11 protein-coding genes are annotated in these 11,916 nt (G+C 64.4%); 6 read left to right on the top strand and 5 right to left on the bottom strand.

The window, feature by feature from the left end; translation table 11 throughout:
* Positions 1–164: 164 nt before the first annotated feature.
* Genes WEA29_01260 through rpmH form a run of 5 tightly spaced genes read right to left on the bottom strand, consistent with a single transcriptional unit; the run spans position 165 to position 2,758 of the window.
* Complete coding sequence (locus WEA29_01260; protein ID MEX2322383.1) at positions 165–1,070, bottom strand: R3H domain-containing nucleic acid-binding protein; 906 nt, start codon at positions 1,068–1,070, stop codon at positions 165–167.
* Positions 1,071–2,027: a YidC/Oxa1 family membrane protein insertase gene (locus WEA29_01255; GenBank protein MEX2322382.1), complete on the bottom strand. Its 957-nt coding sequence runs from the start codon at positions 2,025–2,027 to the stop codon at positions 1,071–1,073. It abuts the gene before it with no gap.
* A complete protein-coding gene (yidD, locus tag WEA29_01250; protein ID MEX2322381.1) occupies positions 2,027–2,308 on the bottom strand; it encodes a membrane protein insertion efficiency factor YidD in 282 nt (93 codons plus the stop codon). Before yidD ends, WEA29_01255 begins: the two co-directional genes overlap by 1 nt.
* A complete protein-coding gene (locus tag WEA29_01245; protein MEX2322380.1) occupies positions 2,305–2,610 on the bottom strand; it encodes a ribonuclease P protein component in 306 nt (101 codons plus the stop codon). Before WEA29_01245 ends, yidD begins: the two co-directional genes overlap by 4 nt.
* A 13-nt stretch (positions 2,611–2,623) precedes the next feature.
* Positions 2,624–2,758: a 50S ribosomal protein L34 gene (gene rpmH / locus WEA29_01240; protein MEX2322379.1), complete on the bottom strand. Its 135-nt coding sequence runs from the start codon at positions 2,756–2,758 to the stop codon at positions 2,624–2,626.
* Positions 2,759–3,227: 469 nt separating this feature from the next.
* On the opposite strand from rpmH, the gene dnaA reads away from it, so the two are divergent.
* The 6 genes from dnaA (at position 3,228) to gyrA (ending at position 11,876) form a co-directional block, all read left to right on the top strand.
* Positions 3,228–4,610 (top strand): chromosomal replication initiator protein DnaA, encoded by a 1,383-nt coding sequence (gene dnaA, locus WEA29_01235; protein MEX2322378.1) that lies wholly within the window; start codon positions 3,228–3,230, stop codon positions 4,608–4,610.
* A 213-nt stretch (positions 4,611–4,823) separates the two neighbouring features.
* The gene (gene dnaN, locus WEA29_01230; GenBank protein ID MEX2322377.1) at positions 4,824–5,903 is read left to right on the top strand and encodes a DNA polymerase III subunit beta; all 1,080 of its coding nucleotides are present in this window, start codon (positions 4,824–4,826) and stop codon (positions 5,901–5,903) included.
* A gap of 11 nt (positions 5,904–5,914) precedes the next feature.
* Entirely contained in the window at positions 5,915–7,018 is a 1,104-nt protein-coding gene (locus WEA29_01225; GenBank protein MEX2322376.1) for a DNA replication/repair protein RecF, read from the top strand.
* Positions 7,011–7,334 carry a DUF721 domain-containing protein gene (locus WEA29_01220; GenBank protein ID MEX2322375.1) on the top strand — a complete coding sequence of 108 codons (324 nt, stop codon included), beginning with the start codon at positions 7,011–7,013 and terminating at the stop codon, positions 7,332–7,334. Before WEA29_01225 ends, WEA29_01220 begins: the two co-directional genes overlap by 8 nt.
* A gap of 154 nt (positions 7,335–7,488) precedes the next feature.
* The gene (gene gyrB / locus WEA29_01215) at positions 7,489–9,405 is read left to right on the top strand and encodes a DNA topoisomerase (ATP-hydrolyzing) subunit B (GenBank protein MEX2322374.1); all 1,917 of its coding nucleotides are present in this window, start codon (positions 7,489–7,491) and stop codon (positions 9,403–9,405) included.
* A gap of 35 nt (positions 9,406–9,440) precedes the next feature.
* Entirely contained in the window at positions 9,441–11,876 is a 2,436-nt protein-coding gene (gene gyrA / locus WEA29_01210; protein MEX2322373.1) for a DNA gyrase subunit A, read from the top strand.
* The last annotated feature ends 40 nt before the right edge of the window (positions 11,877–11,916 follow it).

The raw sequence follows: 11,916 nt of genomic DNA, 5'->3' as shown, positions 1-11,916 counted from the left end.
GGAGGCGCTATTAGCGATTCGCAAGAGCAACTGTGTTTCACGTGGAACACAGGGCTCATCGTTTCACGTGAAACAAGGTTCTTCGGATCGAAGATACAGAAAGAACCCCGGGTATCCGGGGTTCTTTCTGTTTGCGAATCGCTAATCGCGAATCGCAAATTGCGTTACTCTGTCTCTTCCTTCGCGACCACCACCGACCGCCGTGGCTCCTCGCCTTCGCTGTACGAACGAACGCCCTCGATCTCGCCGATGGCGTCGTGGACCACCTTGCGCTCGGCTGAATTCATCGGCTCCAGCATGACCTCCCCGCCGTCCTCGAGGACCTTGGAGGCCAGTCGGCCGGCATAAATCCTCAGCGCCTCCCGTCGCCTCTCGTTGTAGCCCGCGATGTCGAGGCGAATTTTGGCGCCTGCCTGCACGCGCCGCTGGATGATCGTCCGGCACAGCTCGAGGGTCGCCTGCATCGTGGCTCCCTTCGTTCCCACCAGAGCCTCGGTCTGCTCCCCGACGACATCGGCATAGATCACTCCGTCGTCGATGCGCATCTCGACCTCACCATCCAGCCCGAAGGCGGCGAGCAACCCTTCGAGGAAGCGTCCGATCTCCTTGGCCTGATCCTCGATGGTCATGTCGCTCCGATCATCTTCTTCCTTGGGTCGATCCTGTCGCGGTGGGCGCTCCGGGCGCTTCTGCCCGCGCTGCTCGCGTCCACGACCGCCTCCGCTCTGCTTGGGTCGACCGTCGCCACCGAAATTGCCAGCACCAGTACCCCCTCCAGGCCTCTGCGATCCCTCTGTCCCCCCCGTCTTCTGGCCCGCGGCGGCCCCCTCGGCTGCGCTGCGACCCACGGACCCATTGCCCCGCTTGCCACGGCGGCGAGGACCATCGGTCCGTTGGGTCACCCGGTAGAGCCCCTTCTCGGAGACCCGTCCGAGGAAGCCCCGCACGGGCTCCTTCATCACTTCGATGTCCAGGTTTTCGCTCGAATCGAGACCGAGATGCTCCATGGCCGCGGCCATGGCCGTTTCGGCTGATGGGGCCTCGAGTTCGAGCCACTCAGTACCGCTCACCTATCTCCTCCTCCGCTTTTTTCCTCGCTTCTTCGAGCCCTGTGGGCGAGGCTTCGGCTTGCCTCCTGCCGCTGGGGGAGTGGTGTCCCCGTTGGAGCTCGGTGTCGAGGGTGGTGGTGTCTGATGGGTCGCCTTCGGCTTCCCCTTCGGCTCGGGAGCGGACTTCTTGTCGTCCATGCCCAGAATGAGCGCCTGCTGCCCGATTCGGAAGATCTGGCTCGCCGCGAAGTAGACGACGAGTCCCGCCGGCAGGCTGAAGGAGATGAACCCGAACAGGAATGGGAATATCTTCATAATAGCCTGGCCCGGTACTTGTTGCTGATTCTGACTCTGCTGCTTCGCCATGATCTGCTTCTGCTGCCAGTAGGCGGTGAACATGACGATGCCGATCGTGATCAGGTAGGGAATGAACCCGATGAAGTTGCCGGCGATCTCGGTCTCGCGACCATCCACTATCGCCGTGTAGCCACTCACCACGTTGCTCGGCGAGATGCGGAGGTCCATCCACAGGAAGTCGAGGGTGCCCTCGCCCGCCACCGCGGACCGAACGGCGCCCTCCAGTTCGCCCCCTTCGGGAATGAACCGAACCGCGTTGTCGGCGATGCCCTCGGCGAACGACCGGAGCACTGAGAACAGGGCGAACCACACCGGCATCTGGAGCACCAGTGGGAGACACCCGGCTGCTGGATTCACGCCGCGCTCCCGGTACAGGGCCATGAGCGCCTGCTGCTGAGCCTGCTTGTCGTGCTTGAGCTCGCGCTGCAGCTTCTTGACCTCGGGTTGGATCTCCTGCATCGCCTTCATCGAACGGGTCTGTTTGAGCGTCAGCGGGAAGAGAATCACCCCGATGAGAACCGTGAGCAGGCTGATGGCCACGCCGAAGTTGGGCACCAGCCCGTAAAAGAATGCAAGCGTGGATCCGATGAGGCTCTGTAGGCCGTCCCAGAGTCCGCCCATCAGACACCTGCCTTCGCGTCGTCACGGAGGCGGACCGGATCGAAGCCGCCTTCGTTCCACGGGTGGCAGCGGCCTACCCGACGCAGGGCGAACCAGGTACCACGCGCTGCGCCCCACTCATCGATCGAGCCGAAAGCGTAGGCCGAGCACGATGGCTCGAACCGGCACCGCTGCCCGAAGAGGGGCGACAGCAATGCCCGGTATCCCAGGATGAGCCGCTGCAACCACCACCCCGGCTGATATGGCCGCAGGCGGCTCTCGAGTTGGTCCACCGTCCTCATCTCCCTTCCATAACTCGTCGCATTCCCTCGACGAGTTCGTCGAACGACATCTCCATCACCCGTGGGGACGCCACGACGACGTAGTCGTGTCCCGCCCGGAGGTGAACCCGGGCAGCAGCCTCGCGGAGGCGGCGCTTGGCCCGATTGCGGTCGACTGCCGACCCGACAGCCCGGCCGGCCACAAACGCAATCCGCGCAGGTCCCGCTGGACCTGGAGCGACGATGACGGTCAGTCCGTCGGCGCGTCGCGCTACCCCCGTCCGGCGAACCCTCCCCACATCGGAACCCCTGCGCAGGGACACGTAGGGGCGCGCCCTACGCGGTGAGACGGTGACGGCCCTTTTGCCGACGCCGCTTGATGACGGCGCGACCGGCGCGGGTCCTCATGCGGACCCGGAAACCGTGGACCTTCTTGCGGCGCCGAGTTTTCGGCTGATACGTGCGCTTCATGAGGGACGTCCAGAAGAGGAGAGGATGCGTCGGCGGGAAGGTTACGAACGGCGGAGGTGGATGTCAAAGCAGGTTCGCGGCGCTGGGACCCCGAGAGCGAGCCGCTGGCGGCTCCCGCCGGGCGAGTCGCGAAGCTTCCTCTTGAGTCGCGAAACTTTGCTTCCACCACAAAACGTCCACAGATGCGCCTTCGGGCTGTGGAAAGCGCGAAAACCGGATGACGGGATCCGTTGGCGCACAATAGATATCGGACCTCATCCATGCGTGCCGATCCGTGGATAAGGCGCGTTTTGTCGTTCTTGTGGGACCCTCCGACTCGTCCATATACTCGCCGGTCACCGGAGGCCCCGCCGGTCAGCTTCCCAACCGCCGAGAAGCGGTACGTCGGGTCGTCGTCGATGTGGGGTACGACACGGAGTACACCGTTCTCCACAGCTGTGGATACGACTGTGGAGAACGCTCAGCGAATATGAGGGAGGACGTGGAAGCTCATCCGGAATCGGGCTCGTGGGATGAATTCCGTCAGGTCTTGCGCGGGCGGGTCACCCCGGTCACCTGGAGGACGTGGCTCGAAGCACTGACGATTCGAGAACACGAAGACAACATCATCACGGTCGTGGCGCCGAGCGAGTTCCACCTCCGGTGGATCAACGAGCGTTATCGCCCGCTCATCGAGGAAGTGACGGCCATCGTTTTCGGGTCCGAGGTCTCCGTCACGATGGAGGCCTCGGCGCAGCCGAGCTTCGATCCGCTCGTCGAGGATGAAGACGAGCCCGAACCTCAGACACCACCCAGCGCTCCCAACGGCAAGGCGGGGGAGTCGGAAGTCCAGCGCATCCTGCCAAAGTACTCGTTCGAGACCTTCGTGGTCGGATCGTCGAACCGTTTCGCCCACGCCGCCGCACTCGCCATCGCCGAGCAGCCCGGCGGCAACTACAACCCACTGTTCGTCTATGGCGGGGCGGGCCTGGGCAAGACCCACCTGCTCCACGCCATCGCCAACCACGCATCGGATCTCGACCCGTCCCTGCGCACGTGCTACGTCACCTCCGAGGCGTTCTTCAACGCCTTCATCGATGGCATTAGACGCAAGCACATGGATGAGTTCAAGGCACGGTTCCGCAACGTCGACATGCTGCTGCTCGACGACGTCCAGTTTCTCGAGGGGAAGGAAGCCGTCCTCGAGGAGTTCTTCCATACCTTCAACGATCTCTACGAGGCCGGTAAGCAACTCGTGTTCTCCTCGGATCGACCACCGAAGAGCCTGATGAGTCTCGAGGACCGCATCCGAAGCCGCTTCGAGTGGGGGCTGACCACGGACATCCAGCCGCCGGACATCGAGACCCGGCTCGCCATCCTGCGTCGCAACGCGGCGTTCGCCCCTCAGACCGTCCCGGAGGTGGTGCTCGAGTTCATCGCCAGTCGCGTCATCGACAACATTCGAGAGTTAGAGGGTGCCCTGACCCGGGTGACCGCGTACGCCGCTTTGACTCACCAACCGATCGACCTCGAGATGGCCGAGGACGTCCTCCAGGACCTCCAACCGCAGCAAGGCTCGGCTCCGGTCAGCCCGGGGCGGATCCTGGCGGCCACCGCTGAGGCCTTTGGTTTCAGTATCGCCGATCTGGAGGGACCGAGTCGTCGCCAGCCCCTCGCTCGGGCCCGTCAGGTGGCGATGTACGTCTGTCGAGAACTGACCGACCTGTCCCTCCCCAAAATCGGCAAGCTCTTCGGCGGGAGAGACCACACCACGGTTATGCACGGGGTGAACACGGTGGGCAACCTGATCACCACCGACGAGACCCTGTTCGACCGGGTCACGGCCCTCCTCCAGGGCCTGAGGACTACGTAGGTCGACCATGTGGACGAACCACCGCGTTGTACACACCACTCCACAGGCCCTCGACCGGCATGTGGACGCGCCCCGGCATTCATCAACAGGCCTGTGGAGACGGGAACGACCGGGTTGCAACGGATCTGGCACTTCATCCACAATCCACAGCGCCTACTACTCCTACTCCATGATTCATACAAAGAAGAAGCAACAGATGAAAGGTGCCTCGCTGTGCGTATAAGAGCCGAGCGCGACGATCTGTTCGATGTGCTCAGTCGAGCCGGTCGCGCCGTCGGGACGCGTTCCACCCTGCCGATCCTTCAGGGCGTACTCGTCGAGGTGACCGGCAAGACGCTGCGGGTGCTCGGGACGGATCGTGACCTGACGATTAGGACCAGCCTCGAGGTGGAGGTCATGGAGGAGGGGCGGACCGTGGTCCCGGCACGGCTGGCGACCGAGGCGGTGCACAAGCTGCCCCCCGGGGCCGTGACCTTCGAGGCGACGGAGGGCGAGGTCGTCATCACGGGGGGTGGCCCGAGGTTCCGATTCCGGGAGTTCGCCGTGGATGACTTCCCGCGGCTGGACCCACCCGATATGTCGGCCGGCGTCGAGGTGGACGGGAAGGCGTTCACCTCGGCGATCGGGCAGGTCTCGGTGGCCGCGTCCACGGACGATGCTAGGCCGTTGCTCACCGGGGTGTTCTTCGAGCACGTTGACGGGGCGCTCCGCCTGGTCGCCACCGACTCGTATCGTCTCGCCGTGCGTGAGGTACCGGCTGTGACTGAGGCGCTCTCCGGCCTCGTCCCGGTCAAGGCCCTGCGCGAGCTGGGCCGGACGATCGGCGACGACCAACTCACCGTAGCCATCGGTGAGCGTGAGGCGGCCTTCTCGTCGAGCCGAGGAACGGTGTCGGTGCGGCTCATCGAAGGCACCTTCCCGAACTATCGCCAGGTGATCCCGGAGAAGACCCCGAACATGCTGACGGTCGACAAGTCGGCACTGCTCGACGCCATCGACCGCGCCTCCCTCGTGGCCGAGGATCACATTCCCATCCGGATGACCTTGCAAGTCGGTGGGGTCGAGCTCAGCGTGACCCGCCAGGACGTCGGCGGCGAGGTCGAGCACGTCGAGGCCGACTACAGCGGCGAAGAGATGACGATCGCCTTCAACAGCCGATACCTCAACGATGGGGTGGGGGCCATCGAGGCCGACACGGTGACCCTTGGCGTGGTGGACCCGCTCAAGCCGGGTGTGCTGCGAGGCGAGGGAGCGGACGACTTCCTCTACCTCCTCATGCCGGTTCGTCTCTGAAGACGGCGCCGATGCGCCTCGAGTGGGTGTCCCTGAAAGACTTCCGGTCACACCGGTTGGTGTGCTTCGAGCCAGACCCGGCAGTCAACGTCCTGGTGGGACCGAACGGCTCCGGCAAGACGAGTCTGCTGGAGGCCATCGGGTACCTGGTGATGCTGCGGTCGTTTCGCCGTGCCCCTGACGCCAGCCTGGTCACGGTGGGCAGTGAGGCCAGCGTGGTCCGGGGCGGCTTCACCGGTGAACGCCGCGATGTGACAATCGAAGTCGAGATCCCGCACCAGGGTCGACGTCGGGTCCGCGTCGGCGGTAAACCGGTGAGATCGCGGGCCGACATCGCCGAGGGAGTGTCACTCGTCGCTTTCCTTCCCGACGACCTCGACCTGGTCAAGCGAGGCCCGGCCCTGCGACGGGAGTTCATCGACGATGCGTGTGTGCAACTCTGGCCGTCGTCGGCCGTGGAGCAGCGGGAGTTTGACCGATCCCTCCGCCAGCGCAACGCGCTGCTGCGGACGGAGGGAAGGTACGCCAGTGACGCCTCACTCGACGCCCTCGACGAACTCGTGGCGTCACGGGCGGCCGATGTGCTGACGCGACGACTGGCGGCTATGTCCCTGTTGGGAGAAGCGGTGGGACAGGTCTATCGCGAACTGAGTGACGCCGCCGAGAACCTCTCATGGGCATACGACAGCAATGGTGCCGTTGCGTCCGATACGGACTCCCGGGATGACCTGTCCGAGAGGACGCTGGAGCGGATGCGGGCCGCCCGCGGACTCGACAAGGACCGCCGCACCACCACGATCGGCCCCCACCGAGACGACGTGACGCTCATGGTGGGCGATCGCGACGCCAGGACGAGAGCGAGTCAGGGTGAGCAGCGGTCGGTAGCCCTGGCGTTGCGGGTGTCGCTTTATCGGGCACTGGCGGACCGGCGCGAAGAGGCCCCGATCCTGCTCCTCGACGACGTATTCTCGGAGCTGGATCCCGACCGAAGCGATCGACTGGTGCGACAACTCCCGAGTGGACAGGTGTTCGTCACCTCGGCCCGTGCCGAGGACGTACCCCTCGTCGGGCGCCGGTGGTCGGTGCTTCCCGGCGAGGTGAGGGCGGATGACTGAGCCCCTCCACCCCGGCCTGCGCCCTATCTCCGATGGGTTGTCCGACATCCTCACCCGCCTCGGCATCCCCGCCGATCTCGACCTGTCCACCCTCGTGGAGGACTGGCCCCAGATAGTCGGAGACCCCTTCGGAAGCATGTCGTCGCCGGCCGGGTATCGCGATGGCGAGCTCGTGCTGAGCGTCTCCGACGGCACCGCGGCATCTCTCCTCAAGTACCGGGTCGGCGAACTGATAGAGCGCCTCGACGAGCACTTCGGCAAGGGCGGGGTCACCTCGGTCCGGATCGTGGTCGGGAGGCCGAAAACCAAGCGGTGATGAGGTTTTAGGAGGGTGCGAAGGGCTGGGATACGGCTCCGGGATGGCTATAATCACACTTGTGTCGTCAGCGCGTGGCGCCGACGCACGATCGAGCGCTCGAACGGTCGGCACCATCCCGACGAAGCGCCCGTCCGCCAGGAGAAGGAGCCCCGTGACGGCTAAGAACGCGGCCTCGTATGAGGCGAAGGACATCACCGTCCTCGAGGGTCTCGAGGCAGTCCGCAAGCGTCCGGCCATGTACATCGGGTCCACGGGTCCGAGGGGCCTCCACCACCTCATCTGGGAGGTCGTCGACAACTCGGTGGACGAGGCGATGGCCGGTCATGCCACCCGGATCGACGTCACGCTCAACAAGGTTGGGTCGGTCACCGTCAAGGACAACGGGCGCGGCATCCCGGTGGACAAGGTCACAAAGACCAAGTTGTCCGCGCTCACCACGGTGCTCACCACCCTGCACGCCGGAGGGAAGTTCGAAGCTGGCGCCTACACCGTGTCCGGCGGTCTCCACGGGGTCGGTGTGTCGGTGGTCAACGCCCTCTCCGCGTGGCTGGAGGCCACGGTGGTCAGGGATGGCTTCACCTGGACCCAGCGGTTCGAGCACGGAGCCCCGACGGCGCCGGTCAAGAAGGGCAAGCCGGCCAAGCGAACAGGGACCACTATCGAATTCCTCGCCTCCCCTGATACCTTCAAGGAGACCGTCACCTACGACTACGCGACGGTGGCGTCGCGGCTGCGGGAGATGGCCTTCCTCAACAAGGGCCTCGAGATTCATCTCGCCGACGAGCGCGAGGACAAGCCGGTCGAAGATACCTTCAGATACACCGGTGGCCTCATCGACTTCGTCAAGTATCTCAACGCCAAGCGCGAACCACTCCATGCCCATGTGATCAACCTCGAGGAGGTGGAGGAAGAGTCGGAGGTCGACATCGCCATGCAGTGGACCAGCGGGTACACCGAGAACGTGCTCTCCTTCGCCAACAACATCAACACGGTCGAGGGCGGTACCCACGAGGAAGGTTTCCGGCGAGCCCTGACCAGGGCGATCAACGACTTCGCCCGCGATCGCGGCATTCTCAAAGAGAAGGAAGAGAATCTCTCGGGGGAGGACGCCCGCGAGGGACTCACCGCGGTCATCTCGGTTAAGGTCCGCCAACCGCAGTTCGAGGGTCAGACCAAGACCAAGCTGGGCAACACCGAGATCAGGTCGTTCGTGGAGGTCGCCCTCAACAGGATGCTGCCCGAGTGGCTCAACCGGAACCCTGGCGAGGCGCGCCAGATCATCGACAAGTGCATGACCGCGGCGCGAGCCCGCATGGCCGCCCGGGCGGCGCGCGACCTGACTCGACGCAAGAGCCTCCTGGAGTCGACGGGTCTGCCAGGCAAGTTGGCGGACTGCTCGTCCGGGGACCCTGAGAAGAGTGAGATTTTCATCGTCGAGGGTGACTCGGCCGGGGGTTCGGCGAAGCAGGCTCGCGACAGCGAGTTCCAGGCGATCCTTCCGATCCGCGGCAAGATCATCAACGTGGAGAAGGCGCGTCTGCCCCGCGTACTCCAGAACAACGAGATCCAGGCCCTCATCACCGCCATCGGTACCGGGATCGGCGACGAGTTCGACCTCAGCAAGGCCCGGTACAACCGGATCGTCATCCTCACCGACGCCGACGTCGACGGCGCCCATATCCGGACGCTGCTCCTGACGTTCTTCTTCCGTCACATGCGGGACCTGATCGAGGCCGGGTATGTCTACATCGCTCAGCCGCCCCTGTACTCCCTCCGTTCGGGAAAAGCGATCCATTACGCGTACTCCGACGATGAACTCGAGGAGCTGCGTGAGCGGATCGGCGGTAGGAAGCAGTCGGCGCAGCGGTACAAGGGTCTCGGCGAGATGAACGCCGACCAGTTGTGGGAGACGACCATGGATCCAGATCAGCGAGTTCTGCTCAACGTGACCATGGAGGACATAGCCCTTGCGGACGAGATCTTCCAGACCCTGATGGGCGACGACGTCGAGGCCCGTCGCACCTTCATCCAGCAGAACGCCAAGGACGTCCGTTTCCTTGACTTCTGAGTAGCGAGTAGCGAGTAGCGAGGGACGAGTAGCGAGTGACCGACGGAAGAGACGACTCAGCCAGGGTCGAACTGATCGACATCGAGCAGGAGGTGAAGGCCTCCTTCCTCGAGTACGCGATGTCGGTGATCGTGTCGCGCGCTCTCCCCGATGCGCGTGACGGGCTCAAGCCGGTTCATCGCCGGATCCTGTTCTCGATGTACGACGCGGGCATCCGCCCGGGGAGCCCGTATCGCAAGAGCGCTCGCGTCGTGGGTGACGTGATGGGTTGGTTCCATCCCCACTCCAACGACGCCATCTACGACGCCATGGTCCGGCTCGGGCAGCACTTCTCCAGCCGGTACCCGCTCATCGACCCGCAGGGGAACTTCGGTTCGGTAGACGATCCGCCCGCAGCCATGCGTTACACCGAGGCCCGCCTGGCGACGCTCGCCATGAACCTGCTCGACGGCATCGACGAGGAGACCGTCGACTTCGTGGACAACTATTCCGGCGAGCGCCAGGAGCCCTCGGTGCTTCCCGCCCGGTTCCCCAATCTGCTGGTCAACGGTTCCACCGGGATCGCCGTGGGCATGGCAACCAACATCCCGCCGCACAATTTGGGAGAGGTGGTCGACGCCACCATCCATGTGCTCGACAACCCCGAAGCCACCGCCGAGGACCTGCTCCAGTTCGTCAAGGGTCCTGACTTCCCGACCGGGGCCTACATCCTCGGCAACAAGGGCGTGCGCGATGCCCTGCTCACCGGGCGCGGTTCAGTGAAAATGCGGGCCGTGGCCGAGGTGGAGGAGATCCGCAAGGGTCGGGTCGGCATCGTCGTCACCGAGATTCCCTATCAGGTGTCGCGTGACCGAATCATGGAGCGGATCGCCGAGCTGGTCCGGGAGAAGAAGATCACCGGCATCGCCGAGCTGCGGGACGAAAGCGACCGCAACGGTACCCGGATGGTGGTCGAACTCAAGCGGGACGCCAATCCCCAGGTCGTCCTCAACCAGCTCTACAAGCTCACCCAACTGCAGGAGACCTTCGGGGTGAACACCGTGGCCCTGGTCGACGGTGTTCCCCGCACTCTCAACGTGGCCGAGCTGATCGGCTACTACATCGATCACCAGATGGAGGTGATCGAGCGGCGCACCCGGTTCCGCCTCGACAAGGCCAAGGCCAGGACGCACATCGTCGAGGGCCTGCTCATCGCCCTGGACAACATCGACGAGGTCGTGGCGATCATCCGGGGCTCGGCCGATAGCGACGAGGCCAAGACCACGCTGATGAAGCGCTTCGAGCTCAGCGAGGTGCAGACCACCCACATCCTCGACATGCCGCTACGGCGGCTCACCGCGCTCGAGACGGGCAAGCTGCGCGAGGAACACGATCAGCTCATGAAGACGATCGCCGATCTCGAAGCCCTCCTCAAGAGTCCGGCTCGACGACGCAAGCTGATCGCCACCGAACTCGAGGAGGTCCGCGAGAAGTACGCGGACAAGCGGCGGTCCCGGATCATCCCCGATGAGGGAGACCTGTCGCTGGAGGACCTGATCGCCGACGAGGAGATCGTGGTGAGCGTCACCGCCAACGGGTACGTCAAGGCGGTCAACGCCAGTGTCTATCGCCCCCAGGGCCGCGGCGGGCGTGGGGTCAAGGCGGAGAACCTACGCGAGGACGATGTCACGACGCACCTGGTGCACACCACAGCACATGCGTTTCTGCTCTTCTTCACCAACCGGGGCAAGGTGTATCGCATCAAGGCCCACGAGTTGCCTCGCAAGGATCGAACCGCCAAGGGTGTGCTTGCTCAATCGGTGCTCCCTCTCGAGCCCGACGAACGCATCGAGGCGGTCGTCGACACCAGGGACTACGAGACGTCGAAGTACATGGTGATCGCCACCCGCCTGGGACAGGTCAAGAAGACGAAGTTCAGGGAGTACGACAGCCGCAACAGCACACTCATCGCCATCAAGCTCCAGGAGGGTGATGAGGTTGTGGCCGTCCGCACCACCATGGGCGAGCACGACCTGATGCTGTTCACCGAGATGGGCCAGGGCATCCGGTTCAAGGAGAGCGAGATCCGCCCGATGGGCCGCGACACGATGGGGGTGCACGGCATCCGGCTGCGCGAGGGCGACCGGGTGGTTTCGGCCGCGAGCAACGAAGAAGGTGCGGACATCCTCATGCTCACCAGCGGCGGATACGGCAAGCGCACCAAGGTCAGCGAGTTCCGACGCCAGCTGAGGGGTGGGCTGGGACTCAAGGCGATGAAGCTCACCAGGGTGCGGGGTCGTCTGGTAGCTGCACGGGCCGTGGGTACCGGATCGGAGATCTTCGTCACCTCGAGCAACGGCGTGGTCATCCGAACCGCCGTCGACACGATCAGCAGACAGAAGCGTGACGCTTCCGGAGTCAAGGTGATGAACCTGAGCGACGGCGGCGAGGTGTCGGCGTTCGCGTTGGTTCCCCAGGAGAATGGCGACTGAGCCAGCCTGGGTGAGGGGCCGAGACGCCCGATCAAGTACG

The sequence above is a fragment of the Acidimicrobiia bacterium genome, assembly GCA_040902765.1.
Taxonomy (GTDB): Bacteria; Actinomycetota; Acidimicrobiia; order Spongiisociales; family UBA11373; genus DATKBG01.
Note: the sequence above shows the minus strand (reverse complement) of the source record. Positions and strands in the feature narration are given on the sequence as shown.

What these genes read in the sequence shown, in the direction of transcription:
- WEA29_01255 (MEX2322382.1), bottom strand. Translation starts at nt 2,027, where the DNA reads ATGGGCGGACTCTGGGACGGCCTACAGAGCCTCATCGGATCCACGCTT.
- yidD (MEX2322381.1), bottom strand. Translation starts at nt 2,308, where the DNA reads ATGAGGACGGTGGACCAACTCGAGAGCCGCCTGCGGCCATATCAGCCG.
- rpmH (MEX2322379.1), bottom strand. Translation starts at nt 2,758, where the DNA reads ATGAAGCGCACGTATCAGCCGAAAACTCGGCGCCGCAAGAAGGTCCAC.
- dnaA (MEX2322378.1), top strand. Translation starts at nt 3,228, where the DNA reads ATGAGGGAGGACGTGGAAGCTCATCCGGAATCGGGCTCGTGGGATGAA.
- WEA29_01225 (MEX2322376.1), top strand. Translation starts at nt 5,915, where the DNA reads ATGCGCCTCGAGTGGGTGTCCCTGAAAGACTTCCGGTCACACCGGTTG.
- WEA29_01220 (MEX2322375.1), top strand. Translation starts at nt 7,011, where the DNA reads ATGACTGAGCCCCTCCACCCCGGCCTGCGCCCTATCTCCGATGGGTTG.